Consider the following 19,073-nt stretch of genomic DNA (forward strand, 5'->3'; position numbering starts at 1 on the left):
GAATCAAAATGAAATTGGGTCAAGCGAGTATGAAATGGCGGAACAAATTAAAGCTCAGGTGGAGAGGGGGCATGTCGCTGGTACTGGCTGCGAGTTTTGCCCTGATCACCGCATGTGGTTCCTCAGCCGATAGCGGCACAGGCACGGGTTCAGATGCAGCTGCTGCGAATGGGGCTGATTCTGCATCAAGTAGTCCGGTCGAGATTGAGTTCTGGTATGGTCTGGGTGGTAACCTGGGAGATAACATGAAGAAGACGATTGACGCCTTCAATGCATCCCAGAGCGAAGTTGTTGTGAAAGGGATTGTACAAGCAGATTACACGGAGACGGAACAAAAACTGCAGGCAGCCATTGCCTCGAAAAAAGTACCCGCCGCTGTACTAAGCTCCAATATCGACTGGGCGCGCAAAGGCTACTATTCATCCCTGGATGAGCTAATCGCTGCTGATCAGAGCTTTAACAAGGAAAATTACGTGCAGACCTTCCTGGAGCAGGGGAAAGTAGACGGCAAGCAATATTTCTTACCGATGTACGGAACAACTCAGATCATGTATTACCGTATGGATGCGCTGAAAGAGAATAATATCGATCCTGCCACTCTGACCACGTGGGAAGCACTTGCTGAAGCGGCAGCGAAGATGAGCAAGCAGGAGAATGGCAAGACAACCTTCTATGGCTGGGAGCCGATGTGGGGTAGCGATAACATGATCGACGCCGTGCTGGGTAAAGGCGGGAAGATTCTGAGTGATGACGGCAAGACCGTAACGATTGATTCACCGGAATGGGTAGAGACGTGGGAGCTGTTCCGCAAGTGGATTAATGAGGACAAGACCATGGGTATTCATTTTGGCGGCCAAGGCTGGGAGTACTGGTACAAAACCATTGATGATGTGATGAAAAATAAAGCAGCTGGATACACCGGTTCCAGCGGTGATCAGGGAGATCTGGATTTCAGCATCGTTGCAGCTATGGAACAACCGGGCTGGGAAGGTGTAGGCCAAGGCAAACCTGTAGCGAGTGCGATCATGGCAGGTATCCCGGCCGAAGCAAGTCCAGAACAGCAACAAGCAGCTTATAAATGGCTGACGTATTTCTCGGAAACAGCGAATACAGCAGCTTGGTCCATGAACACAGGTTACATTGCAGTTCGTCAATCTGCTCAAGAAGATCCTGCTTTCAAAACGTTCAGTGAAGAGAACCCGCAAATCAAGGTTCCACTGCAGCAGGCTTCCCATGCTTCGGCTCCGTTCCAGGACCCGACTGGAGGCAAAATCAATGATGCGCTGAAGGATGCAGCAGATCAGGTACAGATTAATAACATTCCAGCGGCACAAGCGCTGAAAGAAGCCAAAGAAAAGGCTCAAAAAGAATTGGATCGCGTGAAATAACAAGGGAAACAAGCTTAACTTGGAGGAGCGGTGCAGTCATGTGCCGCTTTTCTGACTTAGTAATTCAGCAGACAAGGAGCGTAACCAATGCCCGAATTAACGCTGGGGAGCCTTTCTACCCCAATTGAGGCTATTTTATTTGACAAGGATGGGACATTGCTTGATTTTACAGCTATGTGGGGCTTCTGGACAGATCGTGTGATGGAGAACTTCCGAGAAGAGCTTGCTGCCCGTGGCCTTCAGTTCAATGCAGCAGAGATTCCTCATATATGGGGAACATTCCATGATGAGCAGGGACGAATGAACGGTTATGATGTGCGAGGGCCCCTTGCCATGGGAACGATGGAGGAAGTTTACGCCGTATTAACTTGGCATGGCTATCGTGCAGGATTGAGCTGGGCGGAAGCGAAAATTATTGTGAGGGAATGTTTGCTACAGGCAGAATACGCGATGAATAAGGAACGCCCTGCTCAGCCCCTCCCAGGCGTTCTTGCATTTCTTGAACAGTGTCGCAACAAGGGGGTGAAAATGGGCGTCGTCACAGCGGATGAGACAGAAAATGCCCTAATTCATTTGAAGTGGATGGGTATTGAATCTTTTTTCTCCGTAGTTGTAGGAACGGATCAGGTTGGACGGGGAAAGCCGTTTCCTGACATGTTGTTGCTGGCGTGTGAGCGTCTGGGTGTACCTACTGCAAGAGCTGTCGTGATCGGCGATACGGATGGTGATATGGAGATGGCTCGTGCTGCGGGAGCTGCCTGGAAGATTGCTGTCGGTGAACCTGCTCATATCAAGCTCGCAGATCTTACGGTTCGTTCGTTTGATGAATTGCTGGAAGTCGAGGTAAACCGATGACGAGTCATTCGTATACGGGATGGATACTGCTTGCCCTAGCGATTGGATTGGAGCTCAGTGGTACGATTCTGATGAGGGTCTCGGATGGTTTTACCCGCTTATGGCCTTCCATTCTTATGTTTGCCTGTTATGGAGCGAGCTTTACCCTGTTGAATTTTGCTGTGAAGTATATGCCGCTGGGTGTTGCTTATGCCATCTGGTCGGGCATAGGCATTACATTGATTGGGATCGTGGGACATTACTTTCTGGGAGAACGTCTGAAGGCGATGTCGATCGTCTGGATGGGCTTTATTCTGATTGGCATTATTGGACTGAAATGGAGTGATTCCTGATGGATAATGAAAATAAATACGAACAACCGATAATCAGCTTCCAGGTCATCACAGATACTCATGTGAGAGAGCAGGCTGATCATATCCATAACCGTCATCTGGAGAAAGCGCTGGAAGACATCGCAACGTATAGCCATGGCAGCAGCGGGATTATGCATGTGGGCGATGTTACCGATCGTGGACTGCCGCAAGAATACCAGGAGTTGCAGCGTATATTGGAGGCTCACGGTGATTCACTACCTCAAATACGTTACACCGTAGGCAATCATGATATTGGAGCCATTCTATGGGGAGAACCACCGCTGAACTTGATCACAATGACCCAGCATGAGGTGGGTAAGGTGCTGGGGCATTCAGGGGATATGGGCCAAATAGAGGCTCATGATATTGAAAAACTGCAAGAATCGATCTCGATTGAAGAGTTATGGCAGAAGCGGTTGAACGATTTTACAGCAATCACAGGTATGAACGGATCGTACCACGACCACTGGATCGACGGATATCATTATATCTTCCTGGGTACGGAGCAGCCTCATCCGAAAGATTGTGATATGTCTGTCGAACAGATGCAATGGCTGGAAACCAAACTGTCGGAACAAGCGTTGCCTGAGCAGCCGATTTTTGTCTTCCTCCATCAACCACTAATGGATACAGTCGCCGGTTCCATGAAGGAACAGGGTTGGTATGGCGTGAATCAGGACGCAGCATTAAAGGCTGTTCTAAGTCGTTATCCGCAGGTCATCCTCTTCTCTGGGCACACCCATTGGCAATTAGAGGCTCAACGTACCATGTACGAAGGTGGCGGACAGATGCCAACGATGTTTAATGCTTCCTCTGTAGCTTATCTTTGGACGGATGAGGATGAGCATCTGGAGGGAAGTGAGAGTTTACATGTGGATGTATACCGTGATCGGGTTGTCGTTAAGGGGCGTGATCATGTGACGGGGAGCTGGATTGAAGGCGCGGAATATACAATTCATTATCCGGTAAAAGTAAATGGGGGTAATTGATCCATACATCGGGTAAGTTGATGAAATATGCAGGGCAGCAATAGAAGACTTCGCTCGTTAGTTGTAGCGGAGTCTTTATTATTGCTGTAAAAGTTCCACGTGAAACGTAGTTGTGGCGGTTGAATCTGGACAAACTTGTAAATGGGTCTCGCGGAGATCTATACTCAAATAAGTGGAAACGCGCCTGCCAGTACGTACGAAAGGGCGTTGAAGCAATACAAGATTATTCTTCGTGTACGTTATTTAATAATAAACCTTGAGACAGAATTTCGTCAGCCCAAAGTTACACCCGGATCTGAGCAACACCAGTCGTAAGCTGGAACTATCGATCAGTAGAGAGGATGTATATGCGCATGAGGGAACTTCAAGTGAACACAAGATATGGCACGGTTCAAGGAGAGCTTCTGCATGGAGCAAGTGTATGGAAAGGCATTCCTTATGCTAAACCACCCGTGGGTGAATTACGCTTTCAGGCTCCGGTTCCACCCGAGATTTGGGACGGAGTCAGAGAGGCGAAGCAATACGGCCCTGAAAATATACAGCCAAGAAATCCTCAAACCGAGGCCATATCCGGACAGCCTCCAGTGGAATCGGAAGATAGTCTTTACCTGAATGTCTGGGCACCTGAAAAAGAAAGCCATGATCCACTTCCCGTGATGGTATGGATTCATGGCGGATCATTCGTTTCAGGCGCTGGCAGCCAGCCGATGTACGATGGAACACAACTCGTCCTTCGGGGAGACGTTATCGTCGTGACAATCAACTACCGCCTGGGGCCGCTAGGGTTCCTGCATCTGGCTCCGCTTGGAGAAGGTTTTGCATCCAATGTGGGTTTACTGGATCAGATTGCTGCGCTGCAATGGGTACTGGACAACATTGAGGCTTTTGGCGGTGATTCGCATAACGTCACTGTATTCGGAGAGTCCGCGGGCAGCATGAGTATTGCCGCTTTGATGGCGATGCCAGCAGCCAAAGGATTGTTCCATCGCGCCATTATGCAAAGTGGAGCTTCACAAGTCGTGCCAGCAGATCAGGCTTCAGCCATTCGTGATGGCATGCTGAAGGTACTGGGTGTAACACCAGATGACCTGCATAAACTTAAAACCATTCCAGTGGAGCAAATCATCGCTGCTGGCGAGACGGTCAAACAACAAAGCGGTGCAGGTATGGCCCTGTTGTTCCAGCCCGTACTGGATGGAGTTACACTTCCGAAGTCGCCTCTCCAGGCGGTAGAAGAGGGCGCGGCACAGGACATCCCTGTACTCATCGGAACCACCTTGCATGAAGGCTCATTGTTCATTCAGCCTCAGGTGCCTTACTCTGAAGAGATCAACATGGTGAAAGCTGTTGATTTCATGACACCTGATCTGGAGAATCGGGCTGCCATTGCGGACAGTTATCCCAAAACTGCAAATGGTCAAGCCCAGGTGATGACGGATCTGTTCTTCTGGCGCTCGGCTGTGCAATATGCGGCTGCTCAGCAGAAGCATGCACCTGTATGGATGTATCGATTTGATTGGGTGATGCCGGAGCATCCACTGCTGCAAAAATCAATCCATAGCATCGATATCTTCTTTGCTTTTAATACGTTACCTGTATTGAAGTTTATGAATGCCGAACCGGATGCTGCCGCGGTAAAACTTGCGGGTAAAGTGCAGGATGCATGGATTTCGTTTGCCAAGCAGGGCAAGCCTGAGACAGCGGGAGTAAATTGGCCTGCCTACGAAGATGATCGGGCTACGCTGATTTTCAATCATGAATTGGAGTTGGTCCATGATCCGGAAGCTTCCAAACGTGAGCTGCTGGGGCTATAGTTCGACGACCTCTGAACTTCATCTCAACATAGCTAAAAGGTGTGCCTCGTCATTAGTTGACGAGGCACACCTTTTTTTACGATGGATCAAACTTGCCGACTGTAATGGCAAACGCTACGGTACTATTTTTCACCTGAACCTATGTGCTGTGAGTGGAATGAGTCCAGCATTTACTTTCGGGATGCTCTTGTCTTGGACACATCATCACAGTAAAAAGCTCGCTTGCCTCGGGAGAACAGCACCAGCATGACATGAATGAACAACACCAAGAGAATAAGCATATGCAGACCAAAAATTCCGACAGAGATCCACACCTTATAAGGTTCGAGCATCGCATTTTCGTTCAGAAAGGCATAATCGGTTATGAATTGAGCTACGGTGACCAAGATCCAAGGGGCATAAAGTGCCAGCAACCTTTTGAACAGTGATGCGCTTGAAGGATCGCCAGTTTCCCGGTTAACATATCTGAACCGCATTAGGGCGGACCCTGGAGTCTTACCATCTCGTAATGATGGAATAAAGAAAAATACAAACAGCATGGCGATCACCGTATTTAGCGTACTGACGATCACATTTGTATTACTCCAATTGAAAATGGACATCAGATTGGACAGGAATACAACAACTACACCGTCAATGATAAGCGCGAGCAATTGAGGCACAGGATAGACCTTGTTTTGTTCCAGAATCTGCTCGCTCTTCGCCTGAATACTTACACGAGACGGGAATAAGGCAAGCAAGATGGGAGCTGCGAAAAATCCAAGTACCGTTCCTGATGTATTCAGCAGGAGATCATCCACGTCAAATAACCGATAAGGGCAATCATAATAACCGTAGAAGCCGGTGATCTGGGTAATCTCAAAGAAGAGGGACAAGCCGAATCCGCTTAACAAAGCCTGTTTCCAGTACGATCTCTTTTGCCAAAAATAACGGATATACACGCCAAGTGGCATGAGAAGCATTACGTTGAACAAAACTTGCAGAAAAGCTCTGCCCTGAATCATTCCAATATAGCTGGCGGGTTGAGACCAGATGATTGGTGTTTCTTTCATAATATCTTTTACAAAGGTGAACGGAACAAGGTTGTAATAAACCGTAGCCGCTGCTTGCTGCGCACATGTATTACGAGTGGTCGGGAAAGGAAGAATAACCAGACAATACGCAGCCAGCAAGTAGAAAATAAATGAAAAGCTGACGCCAAACCGCGACCAGCTAAAAAATCCATCTTTCCGATATCCGTAGATTAACCAAGGCACCAGCAGAAACATGGCGATAAGGACAAAAATAAAGAAAGCCGTTTGGACAGGAAAAACATAGGGTGACATAAGCAGAAACTCCTTTTATAGGATGTATATCAGCATTTCGTGTGAGACACGACTTTTGAAAATAGTATTTCGTTGTGATGCTCCACCTTTTTTCTTCTATAGCTTCAGTATAAGGAACCTTCCTTAAATCAGGGGGCGGGGCAATCTTAAATTTAGTTTAAAATCAATTAACCACCGTGGCCTATGTGGAACAATGGACTGCATTCCCGTATACTTGCGAGGAAGCCACAAAATGAATGGAGAGTTTAATACATATGTCTAATTTGCCTAATTGCCCCAAATGTAATTCCGAATACACTTACGAGGACGGGAATTTGTTGGTGTGTCCAGAGTGTGCGCACGAATGGGCGCTAGCGTCAGAAGAAGAGAATCCGGAAGAAAATAAAGTAGTACGCGATTCCAATGGTAATGTCCTGAATGATGGCGATACCGTTACGGTCATTAAGGATTTGAAGGTGAAGGGAAGCTCACTGGTAGTTAAGCAGGGCACCAAAGTCAAAAACATCCGACTGATTGACGGTGACCATGACATCGACTGCAAAATCGACAGCCTGGGCGCAATGAAGCTGAAGTCCGAGTTTGTGAAAAAAATCTAGCAAATTCCCTTAGGCAACACTGGATTGCCATGTTATTGGCCTTGTCTTAAAACATAAAGAACGTTCACTTCTGCAACGCTGTGGAAGTGAAGGTTCTTTTTTGTTGTGTGGAGAAAGAAGCAAGATGAATAAAGTAGTATTATAATGTTATAATTAAGTGATTATAATGATATCGGAGGGAAGTTATGCAGATCAAACCATCAACTACAATACGCAAGGACTATAACGGGTTCTCTAAATATTGTCATGAGCTGGATGAGCCCGTGATACTTACCCGCAATGGAGAAGCTGATTTAGTCGTGATGAGCCATGAAGCGTACCGGAGAATGGAAGCCAGAAACGCGTTGCAATCCAAACTACTCGTCGCTGAGAAACAGGTGGCTGAAGGTGAAGAGTTGCCCAGTCACGAGCAAGTGATGACACGATTACGGAGAAAATTGGATGCTTCCAAAACAGAGTAGCATCCGATATACTCCTGCTGCTGTTGATGATCTGGACGAAATTTTCTCTTATATATCTATGGATAACGTAGAACAGGCAGAAAAGATGCTTGATAAACTGGATGGAAAAATAAGGAATATTGCCGATTTTCCCAATATAGGTTCTGTTTTGTCAGAGGATGATTATAACCTGATCCAGCGAGGATACCGGTTTATCGTCGTTTCTCCCTATCTGGTTTTTTACCGCATTGTTGGAGAGGATATTATCATTTATCGCATCTTGCATGGGCGGAGAGATTACCTCCGGGATTTATTTGAAATGAATTGACAGGAAATATTTAGAAGTACTATACTGGTTAAAATTTAACAGTCAAATGCAATGATCAGGAGTAGTAAGGTTCAAGGTTTGGTCCAGAGAACTGTCGCTATGGTGCAAGGCAGTCCAACCTTTCCCCAACTCACCTGTGAGCAGCAGGATCGAATCGTAGTTACGTAAGTATCGTCAGTGTTCAGCACACGAAAGGGCTGGATACTGAAAATGATGCTATACGCTGACTTCATGTAGTTCCTGACGGTTAACCTCCGTCATCAGGTCCTGAGATGCTATGGCAGGATAGGTTGGAGCATGATGTTTCCAATCCTGTTCATGGATCAAGAAGAGTGGTACCGCGAAGGTCAGACCTGTCGCCTCTTAGTTGAGGCGGCAGGTTTTTTGTTTTTTTATATGGCTTTAATGTTGAGAAAAGGCAGGTGCAGAATCATGGAAAGATCACGTGTGATTGATTATTATTCCAGATTTGACGAGTGGGGAAGGTTGGACCGGGAACCGCTCGAGTTCATCATTAACATGCATTATATCCGAGAGTCACTTCCGACAACCGGACTTGTGCTGGACAATGGCGCAGGACCAGGCAAATATGCAATGGAGCTTGCCAGGCTCGGATACCATGTCACGCTGTCAGACCTGACCCCTGCATCTGTGGATGTGGCTCGGCAGAAGGCAAAGGAATTGGATCTGACTCAGCATTTTGACGGATTTCATGTATTGGATGCGACCCATCTTAACGGAATTGCAGATGAGACGTATGATGCTTCTCTGATGCTGGGACCGTTATATCATTTGCAGACGGAAGAAGAACGAGTGGCTGCGGTACGGGAGCTGCACCGGGTCACAAAGCGTGGGGGAACCGTGTTTGTAGCGATGCAGAGCCGCATGCGAATGGGCATTACCTCTTTGCAATTCCCGCAGCAATGGAAGCCACATGACCACATGGAAGCTATCCGATCTTTTGTGGAAAAGGGGACATTCGATCATCTGGATCAGGGACGGTTTACGGGAGCGTACTATTTCAACATTCAGGATATTAACCCGTTTATGGAGCAGTACGGATTTGAAACGGTAAACCTGATTGGATCGTCCAGTCTGAGAGCTATGCTCACAGAAGAGCAGCAGCAATATTGGAAGGAACGCGGAGAATACGATGAGTTGATCCAGTACATGATTGAGGCGGCCAAAGACCCGTCGATATTGGGAATCTCGTCTCACCTGCTGTACATTGGGAAAAAGAAATAATCATGAAATCATTGGATTTTGAGAAGAATATGTCACGAAATTGCCCTCTGGAAAACAGGGGGCACTTGTATTTTTCCTCAAAATAGTTCAATATTAAGATAAATAACAAAAGGTGATCTACTTACAATAGGTTAGATGAACGACGGATCGCTTCATAACAGGGAGGAATAGACAATGGAAATCGGAATCAGTACATTTGTGGAGACGAACCCAGATGTAAACACAGGAGAACTTATAAGTCATGCGCAGCGTATTCGCGACGTCGTTGAAGAGATTGTTTTGGCAGATCAGGTGGGGCTGGATGTATACGGCGTGGGAGAACATCACCGTGCCGACTATGCCGCTTCATCACCAGCTATAATTCTGGCCGCCGCAGCTTCACAGACCAAACGCATTCGCCTAACTAGCGCTGTAACGGTGCTATCATCGGCTGACCCGGTACGGGTATTTCAGGATTTTGCAACGCTGGACGGCATTTCGAATGGGCGTGCGGAGATTATGGCAGGGCGGGGATCATTCATCGAATCATTCCCATTGTTCGGTTATGATCTGAATGACTATGATGAGTTGTTTGACGAGAAACTGGAGCTGCTCTTAAAGCTGCGTGATTCGGAAAAAGTAACTTGGGAAGGCAAACACCGCCCTTCCTTTAACAATCTGGGCATCTACCCACGTCCGGTACAAGAGAAGCTGCCTGTATGGATCGGTAGTGGCGGTAACCAGGAATCGGTTGTCCGCGCAGGTTTACTTGGATTACCGCTTGTACTCGCCATTATTGGTGGTCGCCCCGTTCAATTCGCACCACTGGTGGAGTTGTACAAAAAAGCAGCCGCACATGCAGGTCACGACGCTTCAAAACTGACTGTGGCTTCCCACTCCCATGGGTTCATTGCGGATACAACAGATGAAGCGGTAGAGAAATTCTTCCCGCCCGCACAAGCAGTCATGAACATACTGGGCCGTGAACGCGGCTGGGGACACTACAGCCGTGCAACCTTTGACGCGGCACGCAGTCTGGAAGGCGCATTGTATGTGGGTGATGTGGATACCGTGGCTCAAAAGATTATCTATCTGCGCAAAGAAGTTGGTATCACACGCTTCATGTTACACACTCCCCTCGGCACGATGCCGCATAAAGAAGTGATGAGAGCTATTGAACTGCTCGGGAAAGAGGTGGCTCCCAAAGTTCGTGCTGAAATCTCGCGTTGGGAAGCTGAGAACGAAACCGCGCGTTAATTGGTAATGGTAATCCCTTATATATAATTATAAAAAGGAGCAGGTCCTTCATCCGAGCGATGAAGTGCCTGCTCCTTTTTTCGTTTCTTTATCAATTTATGGCTTATCAATTCGCGGATACCCCAACAAGGGAAAGAATGACCATGGACAACGTATGATCATATAGCCGTTTGGCGGCTTCCTCACTCTCAATATGGCCTCCCAGGTACAGGTGGATGACACCATGCAGAGGGGCCCAGATCATACGGACTGCAAGCAGGAGATCATTCTCCTTAAGCATTCCCTGCTCAATTGAGGCCGCAACCAGGGACGTAATTTGTTTGAGGGCAGTTGCTGTTCCTTGCAGACTCTCTGCATCTGGTTTGAATTCTGCAAATGAACCGCCAAACATCAGCTGATAGAAGCTGGATTGTGTAATCCCGAAATCCCAGTAGGCATAAGCAAGGTCACGAAAATATGTCTCGAATGATGCTTGCTGAGGCACGGATTCAAACGATTGGGACAGGAGGGTGCACCCCTCCATGTATAGATATTTAGCTAACCCTTCTTTCTTGCCGAAGAGGTTATATATGATTTTGGTGGAGCACTCCATTCGTTCTGCCACACGCCGAACCGTGACGGCTTCGGGACCGTGCTCTTGCAGCAAGGATGCGGCGGCATGCACAATATTTTGGCGCAGGTTTTCGGAGTGCTGGAGTCTGGCTTCCTGAAAGGTAGTGACCGTGTGAGCGGATTCTTTGGAACCCGAATTGTGATCTTTCATCTATCTCATCCTCATACATCCATATTGTTGTTTAACGGAAACCGTGTTTCTTATCGTCATTCTACTGTTTTACGCTGGAAATCGTCAAATGATCAAAAAAAGTTGACAGTAAGAAGACAAGAGAGTACGATGATTTCATTAGGAAACAGTGTTTCCAATAAAAAACGAGTGTTCGAAAAGGGTGGATGAGATATGAAGCAGGTTCAGAATCAATGGGTACTCATTACGGGGGCTTCTTCAGGAATTGGACAGACTTTTGCATTGGAAATGGCGTCAAAAGGCAAACATCTGGTCTTGGTGGCCCGAACGGAGTCCAAATTGCGTCAATTGGCAGAACGGATTGAGCGAACCTATCAAGTGAAGACGGAAGTGATTGTAGCGGATCTATCCCAAGCGGATGCATCACAACACGTTTATGAGGAATGTATGAATCGGGGCATACAGGTTAATGTATTAATCAACAATGCGGGATTTGCCACGCATGGAATGTTTGAGCAGGTGGATGGTGCACGGCAGCAGGAAGAGATTATGCTGAATGTACTCGCAGTCATGAACATGACCCATCTTTTCCTGCCAGGCATGCTGCAAAAACGGAACGGTGCCGTCATCAATGTCTCTTCAACGGCTGCTTTTCAACCTGATCCATACATGGCTGTATATGGGGCTACGAAATCTTTCGTCCTTTCTTTTACAGAGGCATTGTATGAAGAGAACCGGAAGCGAGGCGTTCAGTTTTTGGCTCTATGCCCTGGCTCAACTGATACCTCATTCTTTGACGTAGTAGGAGCCGAAGAGGCCTCGGTAGGCAAACGGGATACGCCCGAGCATGTTGTGGAAGTAGCGATGAAGGCGTTGGAGTCAGGCAAGCCGTATGCTGTTCCAGGTGCCTCCAATTATTGGACGGCCCAGTTCGCCCGCCTTATGCCGCGCAGACAAATGCTGCGCATCGTAGGGGGCATGCTTCGGCCCCGTTCGAAGAGTGGTAAACCGCAAAAAGCACAGGCTTAACCGTAAAAAACCCAAATACGCTGCTAGCGGGAATACCCACTGGCAGCGTCTATATCTGAACAATCTTCAGTACTCCATAGGTCACGCTGCATCCAGCATTTGAGGCTGTAATCAAACTTTTTCATGGATTCCTCTCCTTCTTGGAGAATATTGTCCCTTTCCACCTCTTTACCCCGATTCTTGTACAACATGCACGGTTAATGGGAAAGAAGAGAAGTACATACATAGGAGGGATAAGGGTATGGGTATGTCTGGCAGATATGTTGTTGTCACCAAGGAATTGATTGAATCCATCAAGTCAGGCGAAGTCAGTGTGCATGATTGTGCTGTCGATCTGGATATCGATAAAATGTGGCAGATGCTTCAGTTTACGTTGACCGGTGAAATGGTATATGGGGAGCCGCCTCTGGGATATGTGGTCCCTATGGCAGGTGAACAATATTTGGGGAACTATGCAGACATGGATCTGTTCCTCCTGACCAACGAACAGGTGCTTGAAGCGTATATGGCGTTAGAGCAGCTGACACCTGAGGAGTTGAAGAGACGGTTTAGCCTGGAGCAAATGGTGGCTGAGGGCGTGTATCCTGTCATGGATGATTGGGACGCAGACGAGACATTCCAGGAAATCGTTCAGACACTGGACGATATTCAGGCTTTATATCAGGCAACCGCTGCAAGCGGGAACAGCATTGTTTTTTATATTTTCTAAGCCCTTACCTCCGCATGTTTAATTTGTCTTTATTCCGGTTATTGATAAAAACAAAGGAACAGACCTTGCCTTAAATTCCGGTAGAATAGAGGGAATGCGATATGACACAAGACCAGAATGAAGAGAACAAAGCCATTCAAGACGACGAGCCGGATCAATTTGAAACCCCTACAAGTGCACATGGTGAAGAATCGGATGAGGACAGCGGCAACGAGGCAGAAGGTAAAGAACAAGAGTAAACCCAGCTGATTATGATTGGACTAGGCATAGTGTTATCGAAGCCAACTAAAGCAAATGCTGAAATATACGTCATACCCGAGGTCGGACAGTAGTCTGGCCTTTTTTTGGTATTTATTTATGGAGCCGGTTTACAACAATTACCTATAACCCTCATAATAGGAGTGAACCACATTTTTCCTAAGGAGGAGATCGTATCAAAAATCACAAGTTAGTGAAGTGGATTGCCGTACCACTCGTTTTGATGATGGTTGCGCTTACGGGATGTCAGGCCGTAGGTGGCGTAGATATTGGCAAAGCCGTTGTCAACAGTACAACCGTCAAGTCCGGTGAATCCAAACAGTCGATGCATATAAAAATTGAACCTACAGCAAACCTCGTCGATGAGGATGCGCTTCAAATGATTGAACTCATTAATTCCGTTTCATTGGATATTGAAGATGCCAAAGTGAAGGACTCCAGTACGGTGTCTGTCAAAGGTACACTAAGTATGCAAGGAAAGAAATTGCCTTTCCATCTGTCGATGGATAAATCGGAAATGGTCATTGATGTAGACGGAGCGCAAAAGCCTCTATACATATCTTTGCAGGATGACACACTTCCTATGCTAGATACGAAGGCGTTGGAGAAGCAGATCGAGGAGCTTTCCCCGAAATTGCTGACCTTTGCGCTGAAGCATTTGTCCAACCCAAAAAATATTTCCGTAACTCCGGTACAGGAATCGGTTAACGGTGAATCGCTGAGCCTCTCCAAGCTGCATGTGGAGATCAGTGGAGAAGAGCTTCTTGCTATGGTTAAACCGTTTCTGACAAGTGTTGCTCAGGATGAGCAAGGACTCAAGGATCTGATTGGGGATCTGTATGATGTGTTCTACCCTATCCTCGTTACAATCAACACGGTTGATAATGGCGACGGCAGTGCCCTGCCTTCTACTATTAGCGAATCACGGGATGCTGAGGTTGCTTCATTGTACGAAATGATTAAGGGCGGTCTTGACGAGATTCTTGCCAATTACGACAAAGAACTAGCCAGCTTGTTGACCGATACGCCTGAATTGAAGACGGTATTCGGAACAGAGACCAATCTCAAATTGGACTTTTATCTGGACAGCGCACTGAATATCCGTAAACAAAATTATGATTTCAAAGTAGCGTTGCCTGCTTCTGAAGATCTGCCGATCAAATCGGTATCCGTATACGGTGACAGTGAACTGTGGAATATTGGTGGACCAGTAACTGTGGATGCCGTGGATAAAACGGGTGGTGCAATTGATCTGATGCAGGGAGATATCACGCCAGGTCAGATGTTGCGCAATTTTGATTCCAATTCACTTGTGTATCAACTGTTGAAAGATGAAGCGGGAATCACCCGCAAAAATGTTATGCTGTATCCGGACGACGAATCCTTTGGCGCAATCACTGTTAAAAATACAACATTTGTTCCTCTGCGCTATCTATCCGAGGAATTGGATGCTGAAGTGAAATGGACCAAAGGGTCGGATAAAATCGTCGTTATTGACGATATCACCGGCGATGAGATTGTCCTGACTGTAGGTTCCAAGAAGGCAACCGTTGCAGGCAAGGAAGTAACGTTGGTTGAACCCGCCTATGTGGGCAAAAACGGCAAAACTTACGTCCCGCTGCGCTTTATGGCAGAGTCTCTTGGGGCATCTGTAGATAAGGAAAAAGAAACAGGCTGGATTTTCATTGATCGGCCATAAGTAAGTCGTATATTATAAAAAATGCCCGTTTCCAGCTGAGCACGTTGGAAATGGGCATTTTATATTTTGTGCAAACAGTCAGTTATGCTGCAAAGCCTACGGCTTTTTGCTAAATCCGGTACTTCCCGCGGTAAAGCCCATCTGTTGGTAGAATTCATGCGCAGCTTCACGATCCGGGCGATTGCCGCTGTTCAGGGACAAGGAATCTACGCCATGAGTGGCTGCCCATTGCTCTGCTTCCAGAATAAGCTGACGACCGATGCCGGAGCTCCTGAACTGATCATGCACGATAAGAGCCATAATACGGCAGTGTCTTCCGTTTTTTTCATATAGGTAAGATGTCTGTAGGCCAATCAATCCAACAACACGGCCACGGACTTCGGCAACCAACGTTGCAAAGTTTGAATCCGCAGCGATGTGCGAATAACGTTCCTTCATCTCAGCATACGTGGTTGGGTAACCGAGTTGATCCATAAGAATGACCATATCCTGCAGATCTTCAGGGGAACTGTTACGAATCGTTACATTCAGACTCATGATCGCGTTGCCTCCTTTTGGCGTTCTTTTAACGAGAGAGCAATAATGGAATCCAGCAAACTGGCAAAGGAAATACCAGCAGCGGCAGCACTTTTGGGCAGCAGGCTGTTTCGGGTAAGACCCGGCAGCGTGTTCACCTCAAGCACATATGGCATGCCATCCCGAATCATCATGTCCACACGGGCATAGACGCTGCATTTTAACACCCGGTAACAGGTTAGTGCTGCAGCTTCTACACGTTTGTGCAAATCCGCAGGCAAATGGACGACCTGCTCATCAGCGCCGCCGTCATTATATTTGGAGGTGTAATCGAAAAAATCAGCATTTGAACGAATCGAGATAACAGGAAGCATCTGACCATCCAGAACGGCGCAGGTAATCTCCTCACCCTCAATATATTGCTCGATCATGACGACTTCGTCCCAGACGAGTGCCGCTTCTACAGCCGCATGAAGAGCCGAGGGTTCCTGCACCACTTGTGTACCGATGCTGGAACCGCCTGAATTGGGCTTTACCACAACGGGATACGTTAACTGCTGCACAGCGGTTGATGACAATTCATCCAGACTGCTTACCTGAAGCCACTCGCCAGTAGGTACACCCGCATGCTGGATGAGGCGTTTGGACATATCTTTGTCCATGCATACGCTGCTCGCGAGTACACCACAGCCTGTATAAGGAACACCAAGCGATTCCAAAGTGCCCTGAATCGTACCATCCTCGCCGTATTTGCCGTGCAGAGCGAGCAGTGCCACATCCAATCCTGCGGCTTTCTCGATGAGATCACGTTTGCTGTTGATCTCCACCGGAATAACCTCATATTTCTGTCCATCCAGATGGTTCATCATCTCCTGTCCGGTGAGCAGGGAAACATCCCGCTCCGAAGATGTGCCACCCATAATAACGCCAACTTTCATGTGAATCCTCCTCATTTCATTTGAGCAACGGTCTCGCCAATGATGCGAATACCTTTGCGAATGTTCTCATCGCTGACTCGGGAGAAGCCCAAACGCAGCGTGTTTTGTCCCTGACCCGATTCAAGATAAAAGGTATCCCCGGGCATGAAGGTAACACCTTTTGCCTTGCAAGCCGCCAGCAGCTCCCTCGTGCGGTATTCTGGTGGAAATTGTACGAACAGGTGAAGTCCACCTTCACCGGAAACCCTGCACATCGGCAGATACTGTCGCAAGCAGCGAACGACCAACTCATATTTACGCTTATATTCCGTACGGGCCCGCTTCAAATATTTCTCGAAATTGCCGTTGCTCAGATACTGATAAAGCAGTGACTGATCCAGCGTCGAGGTATGAATGCTGCGCGCCCGTTTCATGCTTTCCAGATAATCAATTAGTGCCCCATCCGCAATGACCCAGCCTACGCGCAGTCCCGGAAACAATATCTTGGAGAAGCTGCCCAGATACACGAGTCCATTCCCTTTGCCCACACTTGCAATCAGGGGAGAGACGTGGGAACCGGAATAACGCAATTCCTCGTTAAAGCCGTCTTCAATAATCGGCACATGGTACTGGTCCATCAACCGAATGATCTCTGTCCGTTTGGCAGGTGATGTGACGATCCCGGTTGGATTGTGATAGGAGGGCACGAGATAGGCCAGATCATACGGGTTTGCTGAGAGTTCCCGTTCCAGCTGCCGCAGATTCAGACCATCTGATTCCATATCCACACCCGTGAGATGAAATTGATGAAGCCTCAGATTTTTAACAGCGGTATGATGTGTCGGGTTTTCACACAGGGCCCTGCCGCTTTTTTTGCGAAGTGCGCCCAGTACCAGATCAAAACCTTCCGTAAATCCGTTAGTAATCAGAATATCCTTGCCGGTTAGGTCGACACCTTTATTTTCCATATAGCGCAGCAGATACTTCATAAGAGGCCTGTAGCCTTGCGCATATCCGTAGTTCAGCAGCACTTCACCTTCAAGCGACATCCGGTCGAGGAAGGCTCTTTTCACATTGTGCATGTCGAACAGCTTCTCATCCGGCGCGATGCTGGTAAATGAAATCTCACCGCGCTCTGAGCCAGAGCCATGCTTCATCAGATCATACTGTTCTGCCTGGATTGCATAATCGCTGACACGTTCGTTCCAGTCCAGCTGCCACCCGGATGTTGCCTCAGGTGCATCAATGGTGGAACTTACGTAATTGCCTTTGCCTTTGACTGCGTAAATCAGGCCTTCCTCCTCAAGTTCAGCATAGGCCAGCAGAATCGTGCTGCGGCTTACTTTCATGAGTGTACTGAGTTCGCGGGTGGAAGGAAGCTTTTGTTTGGCTTGCAGGCCGCCTTTGAGCATCAATCGCTTCATATAATCTTTGACTTGTATATATACAGGGCGGTCCTCCGTCAGTTGCAGATCGGAATACATCCCATCACTCCCTCTTTTGCTATCTTGCCATATTATAAACCCCACAGAAAGAACCACGATACCTCTGTTTCCATGCGGAGGTGGTTGGTTGTTTGCGCAAACGTAAAAAAGCCCTGGCATCATGCCGGGCTGGGGTGAAACGTGATCCATCTTTTATAGTGCTGCTGCTATAACTTTCTAGGTTGGCGTTACATGACTAGTCTCTCTAGGATCGATAGCTATCTGTCCTTCTACGTGTGTCTATTTACTCTCGTACGGCTATAATTGCAGGCTTTCTAGGTGAATCCAATTCTATACTATCTTCGTAAATCTAGGATCTTTCTACGTTTGCTTGCTGCAAGGGTCGAATAGATGATGAATCTTAAAGCTATAAATCTAGGTTCTTGCTAACTGTACTCTTGTCGTGCGCACGTAACAGAATTCAGTATGAAAAAGATGATCAATCATAGGGTACAATAGACGGAAGTAGATATAAAGACATATGTCTTAGTGCCCAAATTCTTCCTCATACCCCTATAGTACCACTTTGAATCAGGGAAGTTAACCTTTTTTTTGAAATATTTGTCGTAATAGTTGAAAAAAGCTTGAATCTTGCTTCTTATTAATGAAATGGTTTCCCTTTATAATATATGATAGGATGTAAACCTATAGATAATGAGGAAGTGAACCTATTGATTAATATTACTGTGCCAACACCAGATGTCACCATCACGAAGCAGGCTGATCCACAGCTTAGCCACATTTACGGATTCACCGATTTCCACCTGATTACGCGGGAACAGGGCGGTATCTTTATGTTTTACAATGCCGCTGGCGAGTTGTTATTTGTCGGGAAAGCACGGAAATTAAGACCACGCATCAAGAAACATTTTGAAGATACGGTATCACCAATGAAGTCACACCGCGAGGAAGTAACCACCATTGAAGTGTGTGTTATTGAAGATCCGGTGGATCGCGAAATTTACGAGACCTATATCATCAACACGATGCGTGCGAAATACAATGTAGATAAAGTGTTGTACAAATAAGTATCTCGAATATGCCCCAAGAGCGTTAAGAATTGGAATCAAGTGATGGAATGTGCTGAATAAAGCGTAAAGTATTCTTCGCAAAGTTTTGGGACATATAGCCTATGCCTTGCGTCAACAGA

The 19,073-nt window shown here is 47.1% G+C and carries 20 protein-coding genes; 15 read left to right on the top strand and 5 right to left on the bottom strand.

All coding sequences use genetic code 11. The annotated features are described in order from the left end of the window. The first annotated feature begins 8 nt into the window (after positions 1-8). The 5 genes from ACDJ58_RS27920 (at position 9) to ACDJ58_RS27940 (ending at position 5,399) form a co-directional block, all read left to right on the top strand. Positions 9-1,388, top strand: a complete 1,380-nt coding sequence (locus ACDJ58_RS27920; protein ID WP_413374004.1) for an ABC transporter substrate-binding protein — start codon at positions 9-11, stop codon at positions 1,386-1,388. An 87-nt stretch (positions 1,389-1,475) separates the two neighbouring features. Then, positions 1,476-2,243 (top strand): HAD family hydrolase, encoded by a 768-nt coding sequence (locus tag ACDJ58_RS27925; RefSeq protein WP_413374005.1) that lies wholly within the window; start codon positions 1,476-1,478, stop codon positions 2,241-2,243. Next, a complete protein-coding gene (locus ACDJ58_RS27930; protein WP_110000479.1) occupies positions 2,240-2,575 on the top strand; it encodes a DMT family transporter in 336 nt (111 codons plus the stop codon). The genes ACDJ58_RS27925 and ACDJ58_RS27930 overlap by 4 nt, the downstream gene beginning before the upstream one ends. Continuing rightward, positions 2,575-3,585, top strand: a complete 1,011-nt coding sequence (locus tag ACDJ58_RS27935) for a metallophosphoesterase family protein (protein WP_413374006.1) — start codon at positions 2,575-2,577, stop codon at positions 3,583-3,585. Before ACDJ58_RS27930 ends, ACDJ58_RS27935 begins: the two co-directional genes overlap by 1 nt. Before the next feature lie 353 nt (positions 3,586-3,938). Beyond that, entirely contained in the window at positions 3,939-5,399 is a 1,461-nt protein-coding gene (locus ACDJ58_RS27940) for a carboxylesterase/lipase family protein (protein WP_413374007.1), read from the top strand. 170 nt (positions 5,400-5,569) lie between these two features. Here ACDJ58_RS27940 and ACDJ58_RS27945 read toward each other — a convergent pair whose 3' ends face one another. Continuing rightward, complete coding sequence (locus ACDJ58_RS27945) at positions 5,570-6,724, bottom strand: VanZ family protein (protein WP_413374008.1); 1,155 nt, start codon at positions 6,722-6,724, stop codon at positions 5,570-5,572. A gap of 254 nt (positions 6,725-6,978) precedes the next feature. On the opposite strand from ACDJ58_RS27945, the gene ACDJ58_RS27950 reads away from it, so the two are divergent. From ACDJ58_RS27950 to ACDJ58_RS27970, 5 genes are all read left to right on the top strand, one after another. Further along, the gene (locus tag ACDJ58_RS27950) at positions 6,979-7,320 is read left to right on the top strand and encodes a zinc ribbon domain-containing protein YjdM (RefSeq protein WP_413374009.1); all 342 of its coding nucleotides are present in this window, start codon (positions 6,979-6,981) and stop codon (positions 7,318-7,320) included. Positions 7,321-7,505: 185 nt separating this feature from the next. After that, positions 7,506-7,781, top strand: a complete 276-nt coding sequence (locus ACDJ58_RS27955; RefSeq protein ID WP_413374010.1) for a type II toxin-antitoxin system Phd/YefM family antitoxin — start codon at positions 7,506-7,508, stop codon at positions 7,779-7,781. Continuing rightward, complete coding sequence (locus tag ACDJ58_RS27960; protein WP_413374011.1) at positions 7,762-8,088, top strand: type II toxin-antitoxin system RelE/ParE family toxin; 327 nt, start codon at positions 7,762-7,764, stop codon at positions 8,086-8,088. The genes ACDJ58_RS27955 and ACDJ58_RS27960 overlap by 20 nt, the downstream gene beginning before the upstream one ends. A 432-nt stretch (positions 8,089-8,520) precedes the next feature. Then, on the top strand, positions 8,521-9,333 hold the full coding sequence (locus tag ACDJ58_RS27965) for a class I SAM-dependent methyltransferase (RefSeq protein ID WP_413374012.1): 813 nt from the start codon (positions 8,521-8,523) through the stop codon (positions 9,331-9,333). 174 nt (positions 9,334-9,507) lie between these two features. Beyond that, complete coding sequence (locus ACDJ58_RS27970; RefSeq protein WP_413374013.1) at positions 9,508-10,569, top strand: LLM class flavin-dependent oxidoreductase; 1,062 nt, start codon at positions 9,508-9,510, stop codon at positions 10,567-10,569. 106 nt (positions 10,570-10,675) lie between these two features. On the opposite strand, the gene ACDJ58_RS27975 is transcribed toward ACDJ58_RS27970, so the two are convergent. Continuing rightward, the gene (locus ACDJ58_RS27975; protein ID WP_413374014.1) at positions 10,676-11,332 is read right to left on the bottom strand and encodes a TetR/AcrR family transcriptional regulator; all 657 of its coding nucleotides are present in this window, start codon (positions 11,330-11,332) and stop codon (positions 10,676-10,678) included. 192 nt (positions 11,333-11,524) lie between these two features. Between ACDJ58_RS27975 and ACDJ58_RS27980 the strand changes: the two genes are divergently transcribed. The 4 genes from ACDJ58_RS27980 to ACDJ58_RS27995 all read left to right on the top strand — a co-directional run bounded on the left by ACDJ58_RS27980 (position 11,525) and on the right by ACDJ58_RS27995 (position 15,006). After that, positions 11,525-12,340, top strand: coding sequence for an SDR family NAD(P)-dependent oxidoreductase (locus ACDJ58_RS27980; protein WP_413374015.1), 816 nt, complete (start codon positions 11,525-11,527; stop codon positions 12,338-12,340). Positions 12,341-12,581: 241 nt separating this feature from the next. After that, a complete protein-coding gene (locus tag ACDJ58_RS27985) occupies positions 12,582-13,049 on the top strand; it encodes a YfbM family protein (RefSeq protein ID WP_413374016.1) in 468 nt (155 codons plus the stop codon). Between the two features lie 101 nt (positions 13,050-13,150). Further along, positions 13,151-13,288: a hypothetical protein gene (locus ACDJ58_RS27990; RefSeq protein ID WP_413374017.1), complete on the top strand. Its 138-nt coding sequence runs from the start codon at positions 13,151-13,153 to the stop codon at positions 13,286-13,288. A gap of 212 nt (positions 13,289-13,500) precedes the next feature. Further along, entirely contained in the window at positions 13,501-15,006 is a 1,506-nt protein-coding gene (locus ACDJ58_RS27995; protein WP_413374018.1) for a copper amine oxidase N-terminal domain-containing protein, read from the top strand. Positions 15,007-15,102: 96 nt separating this feature from the next. Here ACDJ58_RS27995 and ACDJ58_RS28000 read toward each other — a convergent pair whose 3' ends face one another. Genes ACDJ58_RS28000 through ACDJ58_RS28010 form a run of 3 tightly spaced genes read right to left on the bottom strand, consistent with a single transcriptional unit; the run spans position 15,103 to position 17,923 of the window. Beyond that, the gene (locus tag ACDJ58_RS28000; protein WP_413374019.1) at positions 15,103-15,543 is read right to left on the bottom strand and encodes an N-acetyltransferase family protein; all 441 of its coding nucleotides are present in this window, start codon (positions 15,541-15,543) and stop codon (positions 15,103-15,105) included. Further along, positions 15,540-16,460: a D-alanine--D-alanine ligase gene (locus ACDJ58_RS28005; protein ID WP_413374020.1), complete on the bottom strand. Its 921-nt coding sequence runs from the start codon at positions 16,458-16,460 to the stop codon at positions 15,540-15,542. The genes ACDJ58_RS28000 and ACDJ58_RS28005 overlap by 4 nt, the downstream gene beginning before the upstream one ends. Positions 16,461-16,471: 11 nt before the next feature. Beyond that, positions 16,472-17,923, bottom strand: coding sequence for a PLP-dependent aminotransferase family protein (locus tag ACDJ58_RS28010; protein WP_413374021.1), 1,452 nt, complete (start codon positions 17,921-17,923; stop codon positions 16,472-16,474). Between the two features lie 671 nt (positions 17,924-18,594). Here ACDJ58_RS28010 and ACDJ58_RS28015 point away from each other — a divergent pair. After that, positions 18,595-18,951: a nucleotide excision repair endonuclease gene (locus tag ACDJ58_RS28015; RefSeq protein ID WP_413374022.1), complete on the top strand. Its 357-nt coding sequence runs from the start codon at positions 18,595-18,597 to the stop codon at positions 18,949-18,951. Positions 18,952-19,073: the final 122 nt, after the last annotated feature.

This window comes from Paenibacillus taichungensis (assembly GCF_047302525.1).
Classification (GTDB): domain Bacteria; phylum Bacillota; class Bacilli; order Paenibacillales; family Paenibacillaceae; genus Paenibacillus; species Paenibacillus taichungensis_B.

What these genes read in the sequence shown, in the direction of transcription:
- ACDJ58_RS27920 (WP_413374004.1), top strand. Translation starts at nt 9, where the DNA reads ATGAAATTGGGTCAAGCGAGTATGAAATGGCGGAACAAATTAAAGCTC.
- ACDJ58_RS27925 (WP_413374005.1), top strand. Translation starts at nt 1,476, where the DNA reads ATGCCCGAATTAACGCTGGGGAGCCTTTCTACCCCAATTGAGGCTATT.
- ACDJ58_RS27930 (WP_110000479.1), top strand. Translation starts at nt 2,240, where the DNA reads ATGACGAGTCATTCGTATACGGGATGGATACTGCTTGCCCTAGCGATT.
- ACDJ58_RS27935 (WP_413374006.1), top strand. Translation starts at nt 2,575, where the DNA reads ATGGATAATGAAAATAAATACGAACAACCGATAATCAGCTTCCAGGTC.
- ACDJ58_RS27940 (WP_413374007.1), top strand. Translation starts at nt 3,939, where the DNA reads ATGAGGGAACTTCAAGTGAACACAAGATATGGCACGGTTCAAGGAGAG.
- ACDJ58_RS27945 (WP_413374008.1), bottom strand. Translation starts at nt 6,724, where the DNA reads ATGTCACCCTATGTTTTTCCTGTCCAAACGGCTTTCTTTATTTTTGTC.
- ACDJ58_RS27950 (WP_413374009.1), top strand. Translation starts at nt 6,979, where the DNA reads ATGTCTAATTTGCCTAATTGCCCCAAATGTAATTCCGAATACACTTAC.
- ACDJ58_RS27955 (WP_413374010.1), top strand. Translation starts at nt 7,506, where the DNA reads ATGCAGATCAAACCATCAACTACAATACGCAAGGACTATAACGGGTTC.
- ACDJ58_RS27960 (WP_413374011.1), top strand. Translation starts at nt 7,762, where the DNA reads ATGCTTCCAAAACAGAGTAGCATCCGATATACTCCTGCTGCTGTTGAT.
- ACDJ58_RS27965 (WP_413374012.1), top strand. Translation starts at nt 8,521, where the DNA reads ATGGAAAGATCACGTGTGATTGATTATTATTCCAGATTTGACGAGTGG.
- ACDJ58_RS27970 (WP_413374013.1), top strand. Translation starts at nt 9,508, where the DNA reads ATGGAAATCGGAATCAGTACATTTGTGGAGACGAACCCAGATGTAAAC.
- ACDJ58_RS27975 (WP_413374014.1), bottom strand. Translation starts at nt 11,332, where the DNA reads ATGAAAGATCACAATTCGGGTTCCAAAGAATCCGCTCACACGGTCACT.
- ACDJ58_RS27980 (WP_413374015.1), top strand. Translation starts at nt 11,525, where the DNA reads ATGAAGCAGGTTCAGAATCAATGGGTACTCATTACGGGGGCTTCTTCA.
- ACDJ58_RS27985 (WP_413374016.1), top strand. Translation starts at nt 12,582, where the DNA reads ATGGGTATGTCTGGCAGATATGTTGTTGTCACCAAGGAATTGATTGAA.
- ACDJ58_RS27990 (WP_413374017.1), top strand. Translation starts at nt 13,151, where the DNA reads ATGACACAAGACCAGAATGAAGAGAACAAAGCCATTCAAGACGACGAG.
- ACDJ58_RS28000 (WP_413374019.1), bottom strand. Translation starts at nt 15,543, where the DNA reads ATGAGTCTGAATGTAACGATTCGTAACAGTTCCCCTGAAGATCTGCAG.
- ACDJ58_RS28005 (WP_413374020.1), bottom strand. Translation starts at nt 16,460, where the DNA reads ATGAAAGTTGGCGTTATTATGGGTGGCACATCTTCGGAGCGGGATGTT.
- ACDJ58_RS28010 (WP_413374021.1), bottom strand. Translation starts at nt 17,923, where the DNA reads ATGTATTCCGATCTGCAACTGACGGAGGACCGCCCTGTATATATACAA.